18 protein-coding genes and 3 pseudogenes are annotated in these 22801 nt (G+C 65.7%); 6 read left to right on the top strand and 15 right to left on the bottom strand.

Annotation, left to right across the window (positions count from 1 at the left end; translation table 11 throughout):
• Positions 1 to 657 precede the first annotated feature (657 nt).
• A pseudogene (locus ACNSN7_RS14425) lies at positions 658 to 783 on the bottom strand (IS6 family transposase); the annotation flags it as partial.
• Between the two features lie 153 nt (positions 784 to 936).
• Here ACNSN7_RS14425 and ACNSN7_RS14420 point away from each other — a divergent pair.
• Positions 937 to 1371: a universal stress protein gene (locus tag ACNSN7_RS14420; protein ID WP_418283000.1), complete on the top strand. Its 435-nt coding sequence runs from the start codon at positions 937 to 939 to the stop codon at positions 1369 to 1371.
• 68 nt (positions 1372 to 1439) lie between these two features.
• Positions 1440 to 2138, top strand: a complete 699-nt coding sequence (locus ACNSN7_RS14415; protein WP_418282999.1) for a nitroreductase family protein — start codon at positions 1440 to 1442, stop codon at positions 2136 to 2138.
• A 55-nt stretch (positions 2139 to 2193) separates the two neighbouring features.
• Here ACNSN7_RS14415 and ACNSN7_RS14410 read toward each other — a convergent pair whose 3' ends face one another.
• Complete coding sequence (locus ACNSN7_RS14410) at positions 2194 to 3927, bottom strand: tRNA uridine(34) 5-carboxymethylaminomethyl modification radical SAM/GNAT enzyme Elp3 (protein ID WP_418282998.1); 1734 nt, start codon at positions 3925 to 3927, stop codon at positions 2194 to 2196.
• Positions 3928 to 4019: 92 nt separating this feature from the next.
• On the opposite strand from ACNSN7_RS14410, the gene gcvT reads away from it, so the two are divergent.
• Complete coding sequence (gene gcvT / locus ACNSN7_RS14405) at positions 4020 to 5180, top strand: glycine cleavage system aminomethyltransferase GcvT (protein ID WP_418282997.1); 1161 nt, start codon at positions 4020 to 4022, stop codon at positions 5178 to 5180.
• 56 nt (positions 5181 to 5236) lie between these two features.
• On the opposite strand, the gene ACNSN7_RS14400 is transcribed toward gcvT, so the two are convergent.
• Positions 5237 to 5482, bottom strand: coding sequence for a DUF7999 family protein (locus tag ACNSN7_RS14400; RefSeq protein ID WP_418282996.1), 246 nt, complete (start codon positions 5480 to 5482; stop codon positions 5237 to 5239).
• 208 nt (positions 5483 to 5690) lie between these two features.
• Between ACNSN7_RS14400 and ACNSN7_RS14395 the strand changes: the two genes are divergently transcribed.
• Together ACNSN7_RS14395 and ACNSN7_RS14390 are read left to right on the top strand one after the other, a co-directional pair.
• Positions 5691 to 6176, top strand: coding sequence for an NYN domain-containing protein (locus tag ACNSN7_RS14395; RefSeq protein WP_418282995.1), 486 nt, complete (start codon positions 5691 to 5693; stop codon positions 6174 to 6176).
• 82 nt (positions 6177 to 6258) lie between these two features.
• Positions 6259 to 7107: an RNA ligase family protein gene (locus tag ACNSN7_RS14390; RefSeq protein WP_418282994.1), complete on the top strand. Its 849-nt coding sequence runs from the start codon at positions 6259 to 6261 to the stop codon at positions 7105 to 7107.
• Positions 7108 to 7278: 171 nt separating this feature from the next.
• On the opposite strand, the gene ACNSN7_RS14385 is transcribed toward ACNSN7_RS14390, so the two are convergent.
• The 5 genes and pseudogenes from ACNSN7_RS14385 to ACNSN7_RS14365 form a co-directional block, all read right to left on the bottom strand.
• On the bottom strand, positions 7279 to 8427 hold the full coding sequence (locus tag ACNSN7_RS14385; RefSeq protein ID WP_418282993.1) for an MBL fold metallo-hydrolase: 1149 nt from the start codon (positions 8425 to 8427) through the stop codon (positions 7279 to 7281).
• 61 nt (positions 8428 to 8488) lie between these two features.
• Positions 8489 to 9520 carry a metallophosphoesterase gene (locus ACNSN7_RS14380; RefSeq protein WP_418282992.1) on the bottom strand — a complete coding sequence of 344 codons (1032 nt, stop codon included), beginning with the start codon at positions 9518 to 9520 and terminating at the stop codon, positions 8489 to 8491.
• Positions 9521 to 9795: 275 nt separating this feature from the next.
• Positions 9796 to 10431 (bottom strand): annotated as a pseudogene (locus ACNSN7_RS14375) (IS6 family transposase).
• Between the two features lie 326 nt (positions 10432 to 10757).
• A complete protein-coding gene (locus ACNSN7_RS14370) occupies positions 10758 to 11093 on the bottom strand; it encodes a DUF8066 domain-containing protein (RefSeq protein ID WP_418282991.1) in 336 nt (111 codons plus the stop codon).
• A gap of 100 nt (positions 11094 to 11193) precedes the next feature.
• On the bottom strand, positions 11194 to 13125 hold the full coding sequence (locus tag ACNSN7_RS14365) for an aldehyde ferredoxin oxidoreductase family protein (RefSeq protein ID WP_418282990.1): 1932 nt from the start codon (positions 13123 to 13125) through the stop codon (positions 11194 to 11196).
• 171 nt (positions 13126 to 13296) lie between these two features.
• Here ACNSN7_RS14365 and ACNSN7_RS14360 point away from each other — a divergent pair, with 171 nt between their 5' ends.
• Complete coding sequence (locus tag ACNSN7_RS14360) at positions 13297 to 13833, top strand: VanZ family protein (RefSeq protein WP_418282989.1); 537 nt, start codon at positions 13297 to 13299, stop codon at positions 13831 to 13833.
• A 19-nt stretch (positions 13834 to 13852) separates the two neighbouring features.
• Here ACNSN7_RS14360 and ACNSN7_RS14355 read toward each other — a convergent pair whose 3' ends face one another.
• The 7 genes and pseudogenes from ACNSN7_RS14355 to ACNSN7_RS14325 all read right to left on the bottom strand — a co-directional run bounded on the left by ACNSN7_RS14355 (position 13853) and on the right by ACNSN7_RS14325 (position 22797).
• Positions 13853 to 14689: a DUF7289 family protein gene (locus ACNSN7_RS14355; RefSeq protein WP_418282988.1), complete on the bottom strand. Its 837-nt coding sequence runs from the start codon at positions 14687 to 14689 to the stop codon at positions 13853 to 13855.
• Entirely contained in the window at positions 14686 to 15198 is a 513-nt protein-coding gene (locus ACNSN7_RS14350) for a DUF7266 family protein (protein ID WP_418282987.1), read from the bottom strand. Before ACNSN7_RS14350 ends, ACNSN7_RS14355 begins: the two co-directional genes overlap by 4 nt.
• Positions 15182 to 16180 (bottom strand): DUF7261 family protein, encoded by a 999-nt coding sequence (locus ACNSN7_RS14345; RefSeq protein WP_418282986.1) that lies wholly within the window; start codon positions 16178 to 16180, stop codon positions 15182 to 15184. Before ACNSN7_RS14345 ends, ACNSN7_RS14350 begins: the two co-directional genes overlap by 17 nt.
• Positions 16168 to 16776 carry a DUF7288 family protein gene (locus ACNSN7_RS14340; protein ID WP_418282985.1) on the bottom strand — a complete coding sequence of 203 codons (609 nt, stop codon included), beginning with the start codon at positions 16774 to 16776 and terminating at the stop codon, positions 16168 to 16170. The genes ACNSN7_RS14345 and ACNSN7_RS14340 overlap by 13 nt, the downstream gene beginning before the upstream one ends.
• A 1-nt stretch (position 16777) precedes the next feature.
• Complete coding sequence (locus ACNSN7_RS14335; protein ID WP_418282984.1) at positions 16778 to 17320, bottom strand: DUF7287 family protein; 543 nt, start codon at positions 17318 to 17320, stop codon at positions 16778 to 16780.
• Positions 17310 to 19347: pseudogene (locus ACNSN7_RS14330) on the bottom strand (type II secretion system F family protein). The gene ACNSN7_RS14335 and the pseudogene ACNSN7_RS14330 overlap by 11 nt, the downstream one beginning before the upstream one ends.
• Before the next feature lie 27 nt (positions 19348 to 19374).
• A complete protein-coding gene (locus ACNSN7_RS14325) occupies positions 19375 to 22797 on the bottom strand; it encodes an ATPase, T2SS/T4P/T4SS family (RefSeq protein ID WP_418282983.1) in 3423 nt (1140 codons plus the stop codon).
• Positions 22798 to 22801 lie beyond the last annotated feature (4 nt).

The raw sequence follows: 22801 nt of genomic DNA, 5'->3' as shown, positions 1-22801 counted from the left end.
GGGGCGGTCGCCGAGCGGCTCCGGCGACCGCCCCTGACGAGGCTGGGGAGGCGTGAGGTGCGGGTGCTGTGCTGTGCGGGGTGGGACTCAAAGGGGCAGCCGCGAGGACGAAGCCCGCCGCAGTAAGCACCGCAGCGAGCGACGCGAGCGAGGCGCGCAGCAAGGCGCGCGAGTCGTCGCGGCTGGGGCTTTGGAGGTGTTCACCGTCGATCCGAGTGAGACCGCTTATAAGCGAGCGGCTGGGGCTTTGCAGGTGTTCATCGCAGAGTCGTCGACCACTTATAAACGCCCGGCAGCAACACTCCAGTTTCACGTATAAACAACCACGCCACCGATCTGATTCACCCACTCCCGTTATCGATCAAGAAGCACGTTCAAAGATCGGCTGTTTCATGATGCGTTATGTCTGATTGACATCCTCCCCGCCCTGAAGGGCGGGGTTTTGCGCCTGCTCATCCCATAATAGGATTTCAACAGAGCCGCTCCTACTGGATACCGCTGAGCAAACTGAGCGCGAAGTGACCGGCACCGAGTACAGCGAGGAGGACGATGGTGGCGAGGAGAAGCGTATCTGGCCAGAGGTCTAGCTCCCCGTTCCGATTTGTGATACTCTGTCCTCGGTTAGTGGTTTCCCACTCCCTTCTTCGAACCAGGGTATCTCTCCGCCGCCGGATCGAACCTAAAATCGAGGTCGTACTTACAACAAGCTCGCTGAAGTGGAACCTCGCCATCGACGAGAGAGATCGCATCATCCACATCGTGTTTTTCGCGGAGCTCCACAAACTCTACGTTGATCTCGGCTAAGCAGCCGATGAAGCGGTCGTTTCCGGACATAAGTCACTTTGAAAACTCATCGCCTCACTTTTCAATCCGTATCTGAACGCCGCCCTCGCCGCGACGCCCGCCTTTTTAATCCGTCCGGGAGAATCGAGGGACATGACCAAACGGATACTCGTCGCGATAGACGGATCGGACGAAGCGGTCGAGGCGCTCCGGTTCGCCGTCGCGGAGTGGCCGGACGCCGCGGTGACGCTGCTGCACGTGATCAACCCCGCGGACTCGACGACCGGGGCCGAAGGCGGGTTCCCCGGCGCGGTCGAACAGTGGTACGACAGCGCGACCAAGCGCGGCGAGCGGATCCTCTCGAACGCGGCGGACGCCGTCGACGCCGACGTCGACACCCGACTGGAGGTCGGGCGACCGACGGCCACGATCCTCGACGTCGCCACGGGGGAGGATGACGACGACGAACCGTTCGACCACGTCGTGCTGGCGAGTCAGGGTCGAACCGGGCTCTCCCGCGTCGTCCTCGGGAGCGTCGCGGAGGGCGTCGTCCGCCGCGCCGAGGTTCCGGTGACCGTCGTCCGGTAGCGTCGACACCGACCACTGTTCGGTCCCGTCCGTGCCGCTCATACGTCTCCGGACCGTCGGTCGAACCGATGGATTTCACCGACGTCGTCACCGAGCGCCGGTCCGTTCACGACTACGCGGACGAGGAGCTCGACCGCGAGACGGTCACGGAGATACTCGAGGCAGCGACGCTCGCCCCGTCGAGCTACAACCTCCAGCCGTGGGAGTTCCTCGTCGTGTCCGACGACGAGAACCGCGAGCGACTCCAGACGGTCGCGTACGGACAGCCCCACGTCACCGACGCGCCGGTCGTGCTCGCCGTGTTCGGGAACCTCGACCCCGCGGCGCACGTCGACCGCGTTCTCGACGACCAGATCGAGAAGGGATACCGCGACGAGGACGGCGCGGCCGCGACCCGCGAGACGATCGAGGGCATGCGAGAGTATCCCGAGTCGGAGCGGCGCGTCTGGACCGCGAAGTCGACCGCGCTGGCCGCCATGGAACTCATGCTCGCGGCCCGTGCTCGCGGCGTCGCCACCTGTCCCATGGGCGGGTTCGATGCCGAGGCGCTTGTCGAGACGTTCGACGTTCCGGACGGCTACGAGCCGGTGATGCTCGTGACGATGGGGTATCCGGCGGCGGACGCGCCGGACGAGACGCTCCCGCGGAAGTTCCGGCGACCCGTCGAGGAGGTGGCGCACTTCGAGACGTTCGACGTCGGCGGCTCCGTTGACGGTTCCGTCGCCTCCGAGAGCGACGAGTTCGACGCGACAGCCACCGACGACTGATTCTCGGGAGTCGCTTCCGGCTCAGAGTCGCTTCCGGCTCAGAGTCGCTCCCGTCTCAGAGTCGCTTCGAGACGTACGGACCGTCCTGACTGTACCCCAGCTTGTTCCGGTAGTACTCGCGAGCGCCGATCCCGGAGATGACCGACACCTTTCGGTATCCGGCCTCACGCGCCAGCTCCTCCGCGCGTTCGAGCAGTCGACGGCCGTACCCCTTGTGCTGCCAGTCGCCGTCGCCGCCGAGCCCGACCTCGCTCCCGTACACGTGGAGCTCCCGAACGAGCGCGGCGTCCGCGAGCTCGGGTCGGACCGCGTCGCTCTCGGTGCCCGGCGCGCCGGGCTGATCGGGCGCGAATGACGGGAACCGGAGCCGGCAGAACCCGATCAGCAGGTCGCGGACGGGGTCCTCGAAGGAGATGAACCGTTCCGTGCCGCCGCCCGCCTCGTAGGTCATCACGTCGAGTTCGACGTCGTCGGGGTCCGGGTCCGCCTCGTTGTGACCGACCTCGCGGGAGCGGATGTCCCGGATCTCGATCCCTCGCTCGTCGGCGCGCTGGCTCGCGAGCTGTCGGAGGTTCGACTTCCAGACGCCGCCGTCGATGAAGTCCGCGGGGATGTCGCGCTGGACCCGCTGGAGCCGGGTGTACTTCGGTATCTCCCCCATGACCTCCGCGATCAGGTCCGCGGCCTCCTCGTTCGAGAGCGGCTCGAACTCGTCGTTGTGCCAGCGGTCGTACACCCGAGTGCCGCGGACGACCAGCGTCGGATATATCTTCAGGTAGTCGGGTCGCCAGTCGGGGTTGCCGAACAGTTGCCGGAAGTCCTCGAGACACATCTCCGTCGTCATTCCCGGCTGCCCCGGCATCATGTGGAAGCCGACCTTGAACGCGGCGTCACGCAGGCGTCGGTTGGCGTTTCGCGAGGCCTCGTTTCCGTGTCCGCGATGCATCTCGCGGTTGATCCGCTCGTAGGTGGTCTGGACGCCCACCTCGACTTTCGTTCCGCCCAGATCCAGCATCCGGTCGATCTGTTCGGGGTCACACCAGTCGGGCTTCGTCTCGAAGGTCGTTCCGATGTTCCTGATCTCGTTCGTCTCGTTTTCGGCGATCACGTCCTCCAGGTACTCGAACTCGACGTCGGCGGGGTCCGGCGCGAACGACGTCCCCTCCGCGGGTTCGGGCTCCGCGTCGAGGTCGTAGTCGTTCATCGCCTGCAGCGCGCGCTTGACGAACCACTCCTGGTAGTCGTGCGATCGGGCGGTCATCGTCCCGCCCATCAGGATCAGCTCCACCTTGTCGACCGGGTGGCCGATCTTCCGGAGCTGTTCGAGACGGAGGGTCACCTGTCCGTACGGGTCGTAGTCGTTCTGCTTCCCGCGGGCGGCGGCGGGCTCGTGGCCCGTGTACGACTGTGCGGAGGAGAACTCCGAGGCCGGACCGCCGGGACAGTACAGACACTTCCCGTGGGGGCACAGCTCCGGCGACGTCATGATCGCGACCGGCGAGACGCCCGAGGCGGTTCGGACGGGCTTCCGGCGGACGACCTCCATGACGTCCTCGCGGGCGTCGGCCGGCGCGTGATCGAGGATCTCCGTGTTCTTCGGCACCTTCGGCGAGGAGAACTCCGAGCAGGCGTCGAGCTTCGCGGCCTCGAGGTCGTCACCGTCGACGTCGCCCGCAAGGATCCGGTCGACCAGCTCCTCGCAGGCGCTCACGAACCCCTCCGGCTCCGCGTCCGTCCCGGACTCTCCGTCGGACCGGGACTCTCCGTCGCCCGGCGCGTCGGTACTCATTACCCTCCGTTCGACGTGTTTCGGAGTTAAGGGTGTCGCCACGGCGAACCGACCATGGTAAGACCTTAGGCTCGTCCGAAACATATCTCGCCATGGCAGACCGGTTACCCCCGTTGTACGACGTCCACGAGGAGCGCGGCGCGAAGTTCACCGGGTTCGGCGGGTGGGAGATGCCCGTCGAGTTCGACTCGATCAGCGAGGAGCACGCCGCAGTCCGCGAGGCCGTCGGGATCTTCGACGTCTCGCACATGAGCGAGATCGAGGTCGCCGGCCCGGACGCGACGACGCTGATGAACCGGCTGACGACCAACGACGTGGGCGCGTTAGCGCCGGGCGACGCACAGTACGCCGCGATCACGACCGAGGAGGGGATCATGGTCGACGACGTCATCGTCTACCGGCTCCCGGACGGCATCGAGGCGGGGACCGCGGCGGACGCGCTCGCCGACATGGACGACGACCTCGACGCGGGAGCGGGCGACCCGGCGTACCTCTTCGTTCCGAACGCGGGTCACAACGAGGAGACGCACGACCGATGGGTCGACTACCGCGACGAGCACGACCTCGCCGCCGATGTGATCGACACGACCGCCGATTGGGCGATGGTCGCGGTACAGGGTCCCGACGCCGCGGACGCGCTCGACGACGCGGTCACGAACGGCGACGTCTCGGGGCTTCCGTCGTTCGACGCGACGGTCGCGGCGGTCGACGGCGTCGCCTCGTGGGTCGCGCGGACGGGATACACCGGCGAGGACGGGTTCGAGCTGCTCTGTCCGGTCGGCGACGCCGAGACGGTCTGGAGCGCGTTCGACGACGCACAGCCCTGCGGGCTGGGCGCGCGCGACACGCTCCGGATGGAGATGGGCTTTCTCCTCTCCGGACAGGACTTCGACCCGGACGAGGAGCCGAGAACTCCGTACGAGGCGGGGATCGGGTTCGCGGTCGACCTCGACACGGCGTTCGTCGGCCGGGACGCGCTGGCCCGTGCGAAATCGGCGGGGATCACGGAGACGTTCATCGGCGTCAAACTGCTCGAACGCGGGGTCCCTCGCGGCGGGTACGCCGTCACCGACGGCGACCTCACGCGCGTCGGTCACCTGACGTCGGGGACGATGAGCCCGTCCTTGAACGAGCCGATCGGGCTCGGCTATCTCCACGAGTCGTACGCGGCGGACGGGACGGAAGTCAGCGTCGTGGTTCGGGGCGACGAGAAGCGAGCCGAAGTCGTGACGCCGCCCTTTATCGACCGATAGCGGGCGGCCCAAGCAGGCACCGTTGTCACTCGATGGTGGGGCGGTTCCGGCCCCGCCTACTCACCGCCGTCCGTTTCCGCGGTGTGGACCGACTCCGCGCGCCAGACGTTACCGCGGCGACCCGCGCGCGAGAGCTCCATCCGGACCGTCGACCCGACCGTCAGGTCAGCGACGCGATCGCGCGCCGTTTCGTCGGCGTAGTCGACGACGTGATACGTCGCGTTGCGTGGATGGGCACGTACAGTGATGCAATCGTGATCGTTCTGTTGAGATGCAACGGTAAAGGTGCTGGTTGAAGGCATCTTACTCCGCTAAAAGTGAACATCCTACTTCAAGACTTCGTATAGCTAATATATCCGCCTCGGGAGGGGTTAAACGGATATAAGGTGTTTTCTCGACGGGCGGACCTCGTTCGCCATCGTCGCCCCTCGTTCGCCATCGTCGCCCTTCGTTCGTTCGCGCGCCGTTCGGGATCAGCACGCCTATCTTTACGGCAGCGATATCGGCCGTATGGACACCACCGGTCGGGAAGACGACGAATCCGTCGGCGTCGCGCTGTTCGTCGACGGCCCGAACGTGTTACGTGAGGAGTTCGACGTCGATCTCGACGACGTTCGCGAGGCGGCGGAAGCGGCGGGGCCGCTCGTGACGACGCGGCTGTATCTGGACGAACACGCCACGCCGGGGCTTATTCAGGCCGCGGAGGCCCGCGGGTTCGAGGTCGTCGTCACCAGCGGCGACGTGGACGTGAAACTCGCCGTCGATGCCGCCCGCTTCGCGGCCGAACGACGGATGACGATGCTCGCGATCGCCTCCCGGGACACGGACTTCAAACCGGTCATCGAGACCGCGAACGGCTACGGGATCCGAACGCTGGCTATCGCGCCCGGCGAGTTCGGGCGGTCCGACGCGCTGCGCAACGCGGCCAACGACTCGGTGACGCTCGAGAGCGACTCCGAGGAGACCGATACCGAAACCGGAACCGTCGATCACTGATCGTCCGCGTTCCGAACCGAGATCCACGTGTATCCTCGTCCCTGCGAGGGTTTTTCAGGGCCGCTCGCCGTTGGGGGAACGGATGACGACCATGCAGGAGTTCCCGCCGCTCCCGCCGGCGACCGCGGCGACTGACGTCTTCGAGTCGGGACATCTCTGGATCGAGGAGCTGATCGACGGCGGGCCCCTCCGCTTTCGCGTGACTGAGACCGGGCTCATCGAGTTCGGGGACGTCGAGTGCGTCTTCGACCCCGACGCGATCCCGCTCCGGTATCGGCACGCCGTGCGAACGATCCGCGATGCGTTCGCTCGGGACGCGTTCCGCCACGCCGTCGCCGACGTCCGTTCGGTCACCTTCTTCGGTGTCGCCACCGATCGTCATCGGATCGCCTACGACCTAGAGGAAACACCCGCGTTCCTCGGGAGCGACGTGTACGACGCCGAGCGGGGCAGGTTCCTGTCACCGGACGCGACCCAACGAGTGTTCGAGCACGTCGGACTCGTTCCGATCGAACCCCTCTCGAAGGAGGTTCGCGCCGTGGACGTCGATCCGGACGCATACGCGATCCCGGAGTCGTCCTGGTACGACGGCCCCGCCGCTGGCGTCGTGTTTCGAAACAAAGCCGGGGGTCGGGCCGTCCGCCGCCATCCTGACCTGCTCGTGTCCCCCGGTTCGGACCGCGATGCGCCCGAACACGGGAGCGAGGCGCTCGATGCCCTGATAGCGGAGCACGTCTCCGACGAGTGGATGGAACGCATCGTCGAGGCGTGTGGCGAGGAACCCGCCACGGTCGAGGGCGTCGTCGAGCGCGCACTCGAACGCCTCGGTCGGGAGACGCCGCTCCTCGCGGCCGAGGGCGGCGCGTCGGAGTCGGACGTTCGATCACTGCTCGTCGAGCGGGCCGATCGATACCTCCGGAAGCGTCAGTGACGGGATCGGTGCGTTCGATCCGCCTCCCACCGGACGATCCGTCCGAGTCGAAAAGCGCGTCGTGACATCAGAGCGTGGAAGGGTGATCGACACCGGGCGATACGTGAGCGCTCGAGGGTGGTCGCTCCCGTCGGCTGGAGGGGTCTGCAACGGAAGTGGGGGCGCTGTCCGCTATGCGGCGCAGTTGTTCGGCCCCAGTTCGAGTTCCGTCGCCTCGTCCTCGTCGTCGACGGAGTCTCTGCCGGCGTTGATGGCGATGACTGCCTCGTAGTTCGGGGGCTTCTCCGGGGCATCTTCGGTCAATCGCTCGACGAACGCTTCGCGGTCGAGCCCGAGGAAGTCGAGTTCGTCGCGGAGGTCCCCGAGCCGAGCCTCGAGGGGTTCACCCGGCGAGCCGTTCTCGTAGCGGCCGTCGCTCGTAACGGTGAGATGGCCCGGCAGAATCGTCGTGTCGTCGGGGAGGTCGAGGATCGTCTCGTGGAGCGAGTCGTACAGCAGTTCCGCTCCCCGCGAGGCGTCGTCTTCGCCGAACTGGAGTTCCGTCCGTCCGACGGAGTCGACGAACAGCGTATCGCCCGTCAACAGGAGTTCGCCGTCGACGAGATAGTTCATCATCTCCGAGGTGTGCCCGGGCGTGTGCAATGCCTCGATCACGACGTCGCCGACGTCGATGACGTCTCCATCCGATAGCGGGTCGTATTCGTACACGACGCCGCGCTCGCGGGCCGCGTCGCCGAGGTGGTAGGGTACGCCGACCTCGGCCGCGAGCGCCGAACCGCCCGATATGTGGTCGGCGTGGACGTGCGTATCGATCACGCGCGAAACGGAGAGCCCGGCGTCCTGGGCGGCGACTTTGAACTGGTCGGTCTGTCGGGTCGCATCGACCACGACGGCCTCTTCCGCCGCTTTCGAGCCGACGACGTAGCCGAGACAGCCTTTCGCTCGGCGCTGGATCTGCCGAACGACCAGATCGTCGCTGGACGTCTCGATGGGGACGACCTCGTAGAGTTTGCTCCACGCCTCCATGCCGCCAGTGACGACCGAGACGTCGTCGTAGCCGTGCTCTTCGAGGTCGAACGCGAACGGCGCCGACGATATACCGCTCCCGCAGATCGCGACGACCGGCCCCCCATCGATCAGTGTGTTCACCTCGTTCAGTTGGTCCTCACTCAGTCCCTCGTCCGGGTCGTAGGGGACGTTCTCCGCGTCGCGCACGTGCCAGGCGTTGTAGCTGTCTTCGGGGCGCGTGTCGATGAGCGTGAACTGTTCGTCGGCGTCGATCTCGTCCGCGAGTTGTTCCGCAGTGGTGTTCTTGACCATCTATCTCATGTGTCGTGTCGAGCGTGTCGTTTGTCGGATCTGTCGCGTTCGCAGTCGCCGCTTAGCGAGTTCGATTACGCCCTTCTTCGGGGAACGCGTTCCCGCGTGGTATCATGGACGTCTCGCAGTACGCTTCGCCGTCCGTGTAGTCGATTCCGGGCTGGATGAACGGATACGGGCCGTCTGCAGGCGTGTTCTGCGCCCGTCCGCCGTCGTCTGCGGTCTCGACCAGCCCCATCACCTCGTAATCGACGGGCGAGTGTTCATCGAGATACTCGACGATGACTGTTTCCGTCTCCTCGATAACGATCGGGTCGTAGGTGTACTCGTGGGTGTGCGCGCTGAACATGACGTCCACGCTCGCACAGTCCTTGGCGGCTTGGACCATCCACGGAAGGCCGATCTCGGTGGCCGCGATCACGACGTCCGCGCCCTCCTCGCGGGCGGCCTGTGCGGACTCCTCAAGGAGTGCGAGGTGCTTGCCGAAGCGGTACTTCCCCTCGTAGAACGCGGGTGCCATCCGATCGACGTAGACGTTCGTCATCCCGACGACGCCCACGGAGAGTCCACCGACGTCGAGGATCCGGTACGCGTCGTACAACCGCTCGTCTGTCTCCCGATTGTAGAGGTTATTCGCGAGAATCGGGGCATCGAGGCCGTCCATCAGATCCACGAAGTTGCCCTCCTCGGCGGCTTCGTTCGAGTAATCCCAGTTGCCGGGGACGTAAACGTCGGGCACGACGTGGTCGTTGATGGGATCGAGCATCGCTCGCCCATCGGTGTAGGTAGTCACGGCGGACCCGTGGAACGTATCGCCACTCATGAGCGTACGAACGTCGTGGTCCTCGCGGAGTTCGTCGAGTTTTGCTGCGAGCAGGGGAATCCCACCTCCGCGCTCGATGACACGGTCGTCGTCGCCGAAGTCGAAGTCCGGCTTCGACGTCGGATTGTCGAAGTAGACCTGATAGCGTGGCGTGAGCTGTCCGTGGAGGTCGCTGACGTGGGCGAAGACCACGTCGGGGGCGCCTGCACCGTCGCTAGCAGGATCGCCACCGATGGACGTCCATTCACTGAGTGCCTTGTTCTCGTTCATCCTGGTAGCGCACAGAGACGCGCCTCTCCTGTTCGAGACTTGTGCCTAATAGTATAGACATCATACAAACTCGCCTGCCAACACCGTCTCGCGGAAGACCGGACTCCGCGTCCGAGACGCGCACGCCCGAGTTGACACACACTTGGACTTGCCCCCGAGCGGTTCACGGGGTCTTCATGTCGGTGAGCGGGTTCTGGAGCGACGAGGAGATGAAGGCCACGTTCCTCCGCCTTTTCAGTGTTGGTCAGGTGCTCATCATGTTCCGACAGGTCGTGTTAACTTAAGCATCGGTTCCAGCAGACGGCGAAGGCTCGGAGCCATGATTCTGCCGCCGTCGGCTCCGCGTTCTGAACGTATTTGAAAACGAAGAGATTCGTCTTTTTGACTCTCTAAAGACACGTTCGACAGCATTCCGATTTCCATGGCGAGTGATTTGAAATCGGAGCGAGGTTCGTGAGAGTGCAGCTGTGAGGTGTCCGCCAGCATCAACGAGAAAGAGCGCATCGTCAACGTGGTGTTTCTCTCTGAGATCGCGGAGAAACACCAGGGTGAATTGTTGGTTCTGGGCGGGAAATACGTCAACATGGGGGAATTCGTTTGTACGTGGATCGACGGCGGCATACAGCCAGAATCTGTCTGAGTCGATCTGAATCGCGGTTTCATCGACCGCAACGCGATTCGGGCTCGCACCGTCAGCTGGCTGTAGATCGGCCTTTTGAATCCAGTTGTGAATTGCTGTCGACTCCGATCGACACCCAACTTCTCAGATACTGTTTGGTATTTGAAAGTGATAGTCCAGCAAGATGGAGCTGAATACCGGTTTCAATGATCTCGTGGGGTGTCCGCTCTCGCTCCACAAACTCCAAGTCTATCCAATCTGTACAGCCGTTGAGGCGGTCGCTTTTGGGCATAGAGCACTCGAAATGTCGACCGCCTCATTCTTAAGTTAACATCGCCCCGCAACACCCCAGTCCCATATATAAACACCCGCGCCACCGATCTGAGTCACGTACTCCCGTTATCGATCGCTGCTGTGTCTGTAATGCTCTGCTAGATGGTTACTGCATGAATTACTTCAAGCTGATGTTTAGTTGAATATAATATACAATTGTAGATATATGTTCTATCCTTACTTGGGTTTAGTCGACGGATTCGATGGTGTAAATGAAACAACGTAGCCAACGCGATGAATGTATCCGCTTGCTTTCGAACGACGGACGAGTTCGCGTCGATCACCCTATCGCTCCCGCTCGGTCCCCCACGAGGAGTCGGTGTCGCGGCCCGCAGGGTCGACGTCGCCGTCGGTCCGGGACGGTGCGGACCGATCGGGGACGTCCGCCTCGTGCTCGCGGACCGCCGCGAGTCGCTGAGCGGCGTCGGCGAACGAGTCGAGCACTACGATCAGTCGATACAGGGGATACGTCCCGAGCACGACGGCGACGAACCAGAGGCCGACGAGGAGTTGCCCGACGATGACGATGGAGTACGCGAACGCCAGCAGCGACAGCGCGAACAGTGAGATCCCGACCGGCGTTCGGAGGGCGTGGGAGGGTGACAGCGGGTCGTGAGCCATACCGAGGGGTATCCAGGAGATCACTTAAAAATCGGTGTCGCAGTCTGCGGGGTCGGCGTCGGAGACGGCGATGCCGCGATCGGCGAGCGTCGATCGCCGATCAGTCGTCCGCGGGTGCCGCCGAGTCGCCGGTCGAGACGCCGGTTCCGGGGCCGATATCGATGCCGAGCGCGTCGAGTTTCTCGTCCGGGACGACGCCGTCAACCCAGCCGCGGTGCTCGTAGTACTCGGCTTTCATCTCGTCGAGCTCACAGAGCTCGCCCTCGCTGCCGCCCTGCCCCGGGATGGCGTCGGGGTGGCCGTCGACGAAGCGGTTCGGTAGCGTGTCGTCCTCGCCGTCGAAGCCGACGAGGTTGTTGTAGTAGCGTTCGAGGTTGTACACGCGTTCGCCGGCCTCGAACAGCTCGTCCTCGGTGACGTCGCGGCCGGTCATCCCGTTGTACTGGAGCACGTACTCCTCGATCCCTTCCGCGAACGCGTTGAACTTACAGATGTCGAACGAGTCCGAGATGGCGTGGAGGTCCTGGAAGGTGGCGGTCAGTTCGCCTTTCCCCTCCCACTCGTACGGATCGACCTTCTCCGGAATGCCGAGGATCTCCGCGGCGGGCGTGTAGCCGCGCAGGTGGCACGCGCCCCGGTTCGAGGTGGCGTACGCGATCCCCATCCCCTTCATGCAGCGCGGGTCGTACGCGGGGATCGTCTGCCCTTTGACAGCCAGCGAGTTGTCGTGTGCGTCGGCCTCCTCCGCAATGCGGTCGGCACCCTTCGCGAGCAGGTCGCCGAGATCGCTGGACCGGTGACCGATCTCGTAGATGAGGTCGATCATCCGCTCTGAGTCGCCCCAGTCGATCGTCTCGACGTCGTCGAGTTTCCCCTCCTCGCTCATCTCCATCGCCATCGCCATCATGTTGCCCGTCTCGATGCTGTCGACGCCCATCTCGTTACATCGATCCATCATCACGGCGATCTCGTCGCGATCGGAGTTCGCGGAGTTCGGGCCGAGCGCGAACGCCGGCTCGTACTCGTACGACTCCATCCGGATGTTCATGTCCTCGCCTTTGTGGTTGACCTGGACTTCGACCTCCTTTTTACAGGCGACCGGACAGGAGTGACACGTCGGGTCGTCGACGAGGATGTTCTCCTCGACGTTCTCGCCGGAGACGCGTTCGGCGTCGACGTCGACGCCCTCCGCCTCGCTGTAGGCGGTCGTCGAGGTGTACTTCGCGTTCTTCGTCGGGAGCCCGTCCATCTCGTTGGTCGCGTTCATCAGGACGTTCGTCCCGTACACGGAGAGCCCGCCCTCGTTGGGGGCGGTGACGTCGGATTCGCGGATGACCTCCATCGCCTGTTGGTACCCTTTCTGGAACGTCTCCGGGTCCGCGGGTTTCGGCATCCGCGTGCCGGATTTGACGACGACCGCCTTCACGTTCTTCGAGCCCATCACGCAGCCGGTGCCGCCCCGCCCCGACGAGCGGTCGTCCTCGTTCATCACGTTGGCGAACCTGACCCCGTTCTCGCCGCCCGGTCCGATCGCCATCACCGAGACGTTTTTGCCGACCGAGCCATCGATCTCCTCGCCGAGTTCGTCGATCGTCTCGTGAACGTCCTTCCCCCAGAGGTGGGAGGCGTCCCGGATCTCGACGTCGCCGTCCTCCGCGACGAGGTACACCGGCTCCTCGCTTTTCCCGTCGAGGACGATACCGTCGAAACCGGACCATTTGAGCCGGGCTCCGGACCAGCCACCGTGATGAGAGTCGGTTACGGTTCCCGTCAGCGGGGATTTCGTCACGAGCGCGATCCGACCGCTCATCACGGTTTGGGTCCCGGTGAGCGGACCGGTCATGAACGCCAGTCGGTTGTCCGGCCCCATCGGGTCGACGTCCGGACCGGCCTCGAACACGTACTTGACGCCCAACCCTCGGGCCCCGATGTACTTCTCCGCGTCCTCGTCGTCGATCCCGCGGTAGTTCACGACCCCGTCCGTGAGGTCGACCTGTGCGACGTTGTCTCTGTATCCACCGAAGTCCGTCATGTAAAGCTCACGTATTATAATGGGTCTACTACGTGTTAGCTGTTCACGTCCTGGTGAAACTGAAACAGGTTACGTCCCGATCACGATCGAAGGCCCGCACCGACTCCTCGAGTCGACGAGGTGGCCACACCAGGGGGTTTGTATAAGTCCGGGTGGGACGAATCTCGCCGTGTGATAGGGATCGACGACGCGGGTACCGATGATGCGGACACTGCCGACAGTAGTGGCGATGCGGACACTGCCGACAGCAGTGACGATGCGGACACTGCCGACAGCAGTGACGATGCGGACACTGCCGACACGGGTCTGCACGCGCTCGCACGGGTTCGACCGGCGCTCGCGTTCGCCGCCGTCGTTCTCGCCGCGTCGGTGGTACCGATCCCCGGCGGATCCGCGGGCGGATCCGCTGCCGTTCCGATCGCGGGAATCGGGCCCACCGATCCGTTTCATCTCCTCGGTTACGCCGTTCTGGCGGGGCTGACCGCGCGATCGACGGGCCGTGGTCTCCGTGGCCTCGCGGTCGCAGCCGCGGTCGCAACCGGCTTCGGCTTCGGGATCGAGCTGTTACAGACGGCGATCCCGTGGCGAACGTTCGCTTGGCGCGACGTCGCCGTCAACGCGGTCGGGGCGATCCTCGGCGTCGCGGTCTCGTGGGGATTCACACGTCGACGACTGGCCGACTTCGACGCGTTCCGTCGCTCGCCGTGACGGGTCGAACCCGTGGGATTCAATCGCTGAACTCGATGCCGATCGTCGTCTGATGGATCACGAACTCATCGAACTCGCCGTCGGCTCCGAGATCGAACACGACGGTCACGTCCCCGTCACCGTCCGGATCGAGTTCGATCCCGTCGTGTGTCTCGGCCAGTTCCTCGTAGTGACGTTCCCACGCGTCGGCCCGCGGCGAATCGATCTCCATCGTCACGTTCGCGCCGGGCGACCGATCGCGGTCGACGACGTCGCGTCCGGCCATCGATCCGACCACGAGCGTCGTCCGGTCGCCGCTCACGGACCGGGTACCACCGCTCGCACGCACGAGCGAGTAGACGATCGTCGCGTTGCCGGTCCCCGCCGACGCGTCGCCGACGACCAGATCGGGCTCGTTGAGCACGCCGCTATACGGGCCGTTCGTCCGGAACACCGCCCCGTTCTCGTAGGCGATCTCGGTCCCGCCGGCCCCGCGATACACGATCGGGCGGGTGCGTTCCGTGTACGCCGCGTCCCAGCCGCTGCTGTTGAACCGGATCTCCGTGCGCTCGTCGAGGCGGAGTTCGCCGCCCGCCAGCCGGATCTCCGTCGCCCGGCTCGGGACGCCGTCCCGCGAGACGTCCCGAAGGTTGTCATGGAGGACGTCGAACGCGCGCTCGACGTTGTTATCGCGCTCGGCGATCTGGGCGTCCTCCAGCCCGCCGAGCCCAAGCGTGAACACCATCGCGATCGTCGTCGTGATCAGCGCGAACACGAGCACGAACCCGACCGTCTCGCTGACCGCGCGGTCGTCAGCGGTCGACTCCGGGGACGACCGGTCGACGATCCTCGGTCGACGTCGATCACCGGGCGTCACGACTCGATCACCACCGCACCGTCGCCGCCCGGCCCGCCGGTAGGGTCCCAGCGGATCGTGACGTCGCCACCGTCGACGGTCGTCGCCGCGACCGCCTCGCTCGTCCGGAACGGGAGTTCGACGACGACGTCGACGCCCTCGCTCTCCAGTCTGAGCACGTCGACGTCGGTGCCGGCCTCGCCCGTTTCGATCGTCAGCCTGTACGCGAGTCCGGACACGCGACTCGGGAGTTCCACGCGGCGTTCGACCGTCGGATCGCTCGGGTGATCCGAGGCGTTCGCGAGGCGATCCACCGTCATCAGGTCGGCGACGAACCGCTCGCCGACGACGGTGAGCTCGCCCTCGACCGCCGCCTCGCGCTCGCTCTGTACGAACGACCCGCCGGCGACGAACAGCCCGGTCAAAAGCAGCGACGCGACCGCGAGGTTGAGCACGTAGCCGACCGTCACCGAGACCGCCCGTTCGTCCCGCCGAAGCCGTCCGGGGCCGCGCTCAGTCACCGCGCTCACCCGGTGCGACCCGGACCCGGTCCTCGTACCGCAGTTCCGGCGTGTGGTGACCGACGGTGACGGTCACGTCGTAGACGGCGTCGACCGCGAACGGCGAGTCGCCGACGCCGTCGTGGAGGGGTCCATCGGGCGACGCCGTCGCGACGCCCGCCCGCTCGTCGACGACGAACCCGTAGCTCCCGGCGACCGTGTCGCCGTTCGCGTACGTCACGTCGTACTCCGTCCGGTCCTCCGTCTCGGAAGGATCCTCGACGCCGGCGGCCCACACGAGCGGGTCCCACGGCTCGCCGTCGATCGTCCCGTTCGTGAGATCGAGGCGAACGCGGTCGTCGGTCGTCGTGTACTCCGCCCCGTCGACGCGAACGGTCGTGTCCCCACCGTCGGGTCGATACACGTACAGGGTCCAGTCGTCCGCCGCGGATTCGACCCGAAGGCGGAACGCGTCCGTCTCGACGACCGTGTCGTTCTCGATCGACTCCTCGACCGTGACGTTCAGCGCGTACGACCGGGTCCGCGTCGCGTTCTCCACGAGCGTCCACTCCTCGTCGGCGGTCGCGGGCGTCTCGTTCAGGTACGCGTCCGAGGGAGCGAGCGTGCGGGACGCGTTCTCCTGTGCGACGTACGAGCCCGCGGACGGCTCGCCGGCGACGGTTGCGACGACGCCGTCCCGGAGGCGATGGTCCCGAGTCGCGGCGGCGTACGCCGCCAGATCCGCCTCGAACGCGGTCGGGTCCGCGGTCGACCAGTCGGTGCGATCGAGGAGTTCGCCCACGTCGGTGGCGGTTCCCTCCCGGAACTCCGCCGCCTCGGCCCCGCCCGCGTCGACGCCACGGGTCGCGAGGTTCTCGGTGTAGATGACCGTGTTCAACAGGAGCACGACCGCGACGAAGATCACGGCGAGGGTGAGACCGGTGATCAGGATGAGCTGTGCCCGATCGGATCGGTCGCCGTCGCCACGGAGCGGGTGCGTCATATCTGCCATGCGGTAATGCGCACCTCCAGGACCGCGTACAGGGTCGGCCCGGCCTCCGGATCCGGCGGCGCGAAGTAGGTGGTCTCATCGACCACGTCGCCGTCGAACGCGCCGCTGGAGTCGTTGTACAGGCGGTCGTCCGTGTATACGGGGACGTGGACGGCGGCGGTCGCCGCGTTGTCGCTCGGCTCGCCCATGTCGACCATCCGCTGCCGGTTGCGGTCGCCGTCCTCGAGAGAGAACACGTCGACGTTGAACGCGACCCGCCGATCGTCGAACGACTCGTTGAACGGATCGGATAACGGATGTGAACCGTTCACCATTCCGGTGTAGTAGCCGGGTTCTCCGGCGTCAATGAACGCGTCGTCGTCCCAGTACAGCAACCCCTTTTTTAGGTCGCCGCGCTCCTTCGTCGTCGCGAGCACGTCGGCCGCGCCGATCGCCTCCTGGTTCTCGATGTGCTGGTTCGACGTGCTCGCTGACAGCGGCGTCACCGCGGTCGCCTGCGTCGCGAAGATGAGCCCGGCGACGAGCAACAGCGCGGCGACGAACGCCTCCAGGGTGTGCGCCTGTCCGCGGTCGTCGGGGAAGCGTTCGACGAACATCTCACCACACCCGAAGCGTGAGCCGGTACGTCTCTCCGTCGACGTCGACGATGCGACTCCCCGTCGAGACGCTCGCGGTCGACGGCGGCGCGTCGCCGGCGGCGAGCCGGGTGTCCTCGCCGTCGACCGTGATGGACGCGACCTCCCCGCCCTGTGCGATCGTGACGTTGACCCCGCGGTAGTCGGCGACTCCCAGTTCGTCGTTGAGGGCGGCGGCGTCGGTCGTCCAGCCGCAGTCCTCATCGATGTCGGCCGGGTCGGTCCCCTCGAAGAAGCCCGCCGTACACGCCGCGGACAACACGCCCGGCGCGGAGCCGGCGGACAGCGACGTCTCCGTCAGGTGCGCCGCGCCGCGCTCCGCGACGATCATTCGTGCGCCCTCGCCGGCCGAGAACGGCTCCAGAAGCGACGGCACGAACGCGAACGTGAACCCGACCGCGAGCAGGAACACCGACATCCCGATCGCGAAATCGAGCACGGTCTGCCCGCGGTCGGTCCGGCCCCCGACCGTCCCCGGAATTCCCCCGTGTCGCTCACCCGACATAGATCCACACCCCCAGCGCGAGCGTCATCAGGATCACGGCGAACTTCACGCCGGAGATGATGTCGGCGCTCCGAATGTAACCGGCGATGAACCCGGAGAGGATCGCTTGTATCGTGACGGCATGGAAGAACAGCAAGGAGAGGACGCCGGGATCGACGCCGCCGCCGAACGCGGAGTCCCCCGCCCCGTCGGCTCCGCCGTTCCCCCCCTGATCGACCAGGTCGGCCATCACGTCGATGAACTGCGTCTGGAGGATCGCCATCACGCCGAGTAAGGTGACGTACGTCATGACGATGATCGCCACCTGCATCCGAGTCCGGGAGACCCGCTCCCGCTCGATGTCGTCCTGGTTCTCCGAGGCCTGCGCGGCCGTCGTCAGCACGTCCGTGATCTGTGAGGACGCCTCCTGTGCCTCCGAGATGAGCTTGACCGTCCGGGCGAGCCGCGGGACCGCGTACTTGTTGTTGAACTCGACCATCGCGTCCCGGAGGCTCATCCCGTAGTTCACCTTCGCGTGCATGATCTCGAACTCCTCCGCGAGCTTCCCCGAGGACGTGCTCGCGACCGTATCGAGCGACTCCAGGAGGGTCTGGCCGGTGTCGTTCGCCGAGGAGAGCTTTCGGAGGTTCTCGGAGAGCTTTCCGGTGACCGCCCGCCGCGAGTGCTCGTTCCACTCGTGGAACACGGCGAGCGGGATCAACGTCAGGTACAGAGGGAGGTACACCCAGATGAACGCCGACCAGACGGGACGGCTCACCCACTCGTCGACCGTCGTCGGCGCGCTCCCCGCGAGGGCGGCGAGGGCGACGAGCACCAGCGCGGCGGGAACGGTCATCGCCAGCGAGTACAAGGGGTTCTCCTTCAGAAAGTGGTGGGGAGCAGCCAGCAGCTGTTTCGTCTTGTACGTCCCCTCGCGGTCCTTGATCCGGTCGAACACGTCGAAGTCGCCGACGAAGCTCTCGACGAGCCCGAGATGAACGAGCCCCTCACGGCTCGACTGTTCGAGCCGGTCGCTCCCCCCCCTCCGGACGGAGGTAGCCGTTCCCGAGCTCGTCCTGTTTGACCGTCGACACCAGCACGAGGAAGCCGACCCCGGTCAGCGGAATGAGCACGTACACCGTGGCGTACAACAGGAAGTCGTCGGACTCGCCCAGCATGCCCATGATGACGAGGATGATGATGAGAAGCAGCGGGAACAGCGACAGGGTCATGTACATCTCCCCGAACAGCTCCAGGGTCTCCAACGTCATCTCCTGTTCCTGCTTGGACGTTCGGAGGTGCTTCTCCTTCTTGTCGGCGAGGAACGCCTCCATGTCGCCCCCGGAGTTGACGATCGACAGCATGTCCGCGAGGAACTGCGAGAGCTCGTCGGAGGGCGTCTCCATCGACTGCTGTCGGATCGCGTTTCGGTAGTCCGTCCCGAAGTACTCCGTCTCGTTGATGATGCTCTGGAACTCCCGGGACACCTCGCCGTACGTGTCCTCGGCGTCCGCCATCGCGCGCAGTATCTCCAGCTGATTGAGCCCGCCGACCGACAGCGCGTACATGAACGAGACGGAGTCGGCGAGCAGGAGGTTGATCTCGCGTTCCCGCGACGACGACCGCGAGTACGGGATCGCGATCAGGCTCCCGAACCCGATCAGAAACCCGATCGTTCCGAACACGAGCCCGCTGATGAACACGGCCACCGGGACGACGAGCGATCGGAGGAACACCGTCGCCGATGGACTCGGCGACGGGATCCCGAGCGACAGCGTCGTCGGATCGATCACGCCGAGCGCGAACACGCCGTACCCGATCAGCGTCCCGACGATCCACAGCGCCACGCCGGCGAGGAGCCCGACGCCGAGCGACCGCGACACGTACATCTCGATCGAGTCGGGCATCCGCGCTTCCGCCAGCTTGGTCTCGACGTCGGCGACGAAGTCGCCGTCGGGGTCGAATGCCAATCGGAAGACGGGATAGAACAGCTCACCGAGGAGGTCCCCGTCGAGCGCGTCGCCATCGAGCCCGAGGTCCGTACTCATCGGTCCCACCGTGTGAGCGCCATGCGATCACTCCCCCTCGGTCGCATCCGTCGAGTCGACCGAGTCGCTTGCGTCGCGTTCCGACTCCGCCGCCGAATCGTTCGGGCTCTCCCCGTCCGCGTCCGTCTCGTCGACGGCGGCCAGTTCGTCGTTCGATCGCCTCCCGGCCGCGAAGTCGGGCTCCGCGAGGGACTCGGGCCCCATCACGTCGATCCCCTCGTCAAACGGCTCGTCGAAGTCGATGCCGCCGGAGCCGGAATCGTCCCGTGCCGCCGAATCAGCCGTGCCACCCGTCGCGTCCGCGGTGCCGTCCGGCGCGTCAGCGTCGTCCGTGACGTCGGCGGGCTCACCGTCTCCCGAGGGTCGTCCCCACACGACGCCGCCGGTCGGGTCGAGACCGTCGCCCGTCTCCGCCGCACGGTCCCCGACGACCGGCTCGCCGTCGCGTTCCGTATCGAGGTCGACGGCCGCCCGGGCGGCCGCCGCGAGCGACTCCCGGTCGGCGTCCGGGTCGGCCGCCACGTCGGCGGCCGGCGTCAGGTCCAGCAGGGCGTCGGCCACCGAGTCCGGTCTCACGCCACGGTACTCGTCGAACAGGTCCTCCGCGTCCGCGAGAATGCGTTCGACCTCCTCGCGGCCCGCATCGTCCGGATCCGGTCGCGGAACCATCGACTCCGTCTCCGGGTCGACGTCGATCAGGACCGACTCCATCTCCCGGAGGTCCTCCAGCGAGCGCTCCAGTCCGTCCGTCGCCATCAGCGCGAGGATCGTCTCCGGATCGTTGATGAACGCCTGGAAGGTGGCGGCCACCTCCGCGTACGTGTTGAGTCCCCGGTCGATGAGATACGCCAACACGATCCGACGCTTCCGGAGCTCCGCGTCGAGCGTCGTCCGGTTCCATCCCCGGTCGAACATGATCTCCTCTAACGTGTTCGAGTCTCCCATCTGGAGGAACTCGTCGGTCTCCGCCTGCCACTGATACACGTCCTGGACGTTGATCTCGTCGTTTTCGGCGTCGTAGTGGTTGATCTCGGTCAGCGACTTGTTCCGGCGGACCTTCCTGCCCTGTACGCGGGTCGACGACTGGACCGAGACGAGATCCAGGGCCGTGAACATAGTCTTCGAGACGTTGATCGGGTCGGTGGTGAACCGCTTGAGCACCTCGCCGACGGAGTCGGCGTGAAACGTCGTGTACGTCGTGTGCCCGGTCGACATCACTTGGAAGGCGGTCCGCCCCTCCTCGCCGCGGATCTCGCCCATCACGATGTAGTCGGGACGCTGGCGGAGCGCGGCCTCCAGCAGGTCGAACTCGTCGACGTCGCCCTTGTCGTCCTCCGAGAAGGAGGGCCGGGTGACCGAGGCGATCCAGTTGCGCTGTGGGAGTTCGACCTCGCGAGTGTCCTCGATCGAGACGATCTTGGCGTTCGACGGAATGAAAAGCGAGACGGCGTTCAGGCTCGTCGTCTTTCCGGACGCCGTCCCGCCCGCGAACAGCAGGCTCTTGTGATTCTCGATACAGAGCCACAGGAAGGCCATCTGGTCGAGCGAGAACGTCTTCCAGTTGATCAGGTCGACCGGCGTGAACGGGACGTCGTTGAACTGTCGGATCGTGTAGTTGGTGCCGTGGTCGGACACCTCCCGGCCGAGCGTGAGCTGGGCGCGGGAGCCGTCCGGTAGCGTCGCGTCGACCTGCGGCCGGCGCTTCGAGATCCCCTTTCCGGAGCGCTGTGCGAGCTTGACGACGAAGTCGTCGAGCTCCTCCGTGCCGTGGTAGACGTTGGAGATTATCTGCTCGTACTCGGAGTGGTAGACGAACACCGGCGAGTCGTAGCCGTCACAGGAGATGTCCTCGACGTTGATGTCGTGTTTGATCGGGTCGATCCGCTCGTAGCCAATGAAGTCGCGCCTGAGGTAGTAGAGCAGCTTCTCCACCTGGTACTCCGTGAGCGTCTCTCGGTCCTCCGCGAGCACCGCGGGCTCCGGACGCGCGGCGATCCCCGCGAGGCCTGCGTCCGTCCCCGGATCCGCCTCCGGTGGCGTGTAGCCGAGCCGCCGGAGGATGCGGCCGAGAACCCCCTGCTCCGGGTCGACGTCGAAGCGGTCGGAGCGCTCGTTCAGACGCTCGATCCACTCGACGACGTCGGCGAGAAGCTCGCTCGACCCCTCGTCGTCGTACAGATCGAAACGGTCGAGGAGCACCTGCGTCTCCTCGGAGATAACCCCTTCGCGGAACGCCTCGTCCCCGCCCGCGATCGACTCGTCGGCGTACTTGATCGACGTCCGGAGCTTGCCGGTGAGAAACTCCTGTAAGTCGGTCTCGATCCGGGTGAGATACGGCTGTACCGCGTAGTACTTCTTCTCGTTTTCCTTCGTCGAGTGAAACACGACGATGAACGCGTACGGCTCGTTGACCCAGTATCGCTCCTCCTCCCGAAAGTGCGTCTTCTTCGCCATCGGAACCGCCTTCTCGAGGTCGTACCGGTTCGCCAGCGTCGTCTGCCCGTCGGCAGTCGAGAAGAAGTCGTCCTCGTCGACGGCCGGGTTGACGTTCACGGTTCGCTCGTCGACCAACTCGGCCAGCTCCGCCGCCGCGTCCGCGCCGCCGGACAGCCGCCCCTCGATCAGCGCCGGATCGAAGCCGAGCGCCTCCGCCCTGTCCGCCTCGGTGAACGACAGCGGCGCTCCCTCCTCGTCGGTGGGCGGGTCGCCGTTCTCGTCGAAGAAGAACTCCGCCTCGAAGTCGTCCCACGTGTAGTACCCTTTGAGCACCGGCACCTCGTACGGGTCGTATCGAGCGGCACACCGATCCCAGAGAACGTCTCCCACCGTCCCGCCCGCGTGGAGACGGGCGGGCAGCTCCGCCGGATCGAACCCGAGAAACTCCGACGGGTCGACGTCGACGCGCTCCCAGTCGTCCGCCGTTGGCCGACGCGCCGGCCGGACGTCGACGTCCGTCGGATCGACGACGACCGATCCGGTCCCGGAACCACCATGCGAGGCGGGCGACCGCTCGTCGTCCCGCGCAGGTGACGCCTCGTCTCCCGCCCCGGTGGGTCGTTGGCTCGGGCTGACGACCGACCGGTGGCTGAGGACGACGTCAGCCGGTTTCGCGGCGTCATCGCCCCCGTTCGTCGGCTCCGCCTCGTCCGTCGGACCCACCTCGTCCGCAGGTTCCGCCCCGTCCACCAGCCGCGTCCCATCCGTCGCGTGCTCCCCGTCGATTCCCTCCGAGTCATTGAGAGAACCTGCGTCGACGCGGGCCTTCACGTCGGCGGCCTCGACCGCCGGAGCCGACGGGATCCGCTCGTACAGCTCCGCGGCGTCGTCGGCGTGTCCGTGTTCCTCGAGAAACTCCCGCCAGGTGTACCGGCCGGTCGTTGCGGGGTCGTCGGACGCCGACGGATCTCGCCCGTCGTCTTCGGGGGATCGCTCGGCGTCCTCGATAGCCATGCGT

The sequence above is a fragment of the Halorubrum rarum genome (genome assembly GCF_048380895.1).
In the GTDB taxonomy this organism is placed as follows: Archaea; Halobacteriota; Halobacteria; order Halobacteriales; family Haloferacaceae; genus Halorubrum.
This window is presented reverse-complemented; position numbering and strand designations above follow the sequence as displayed.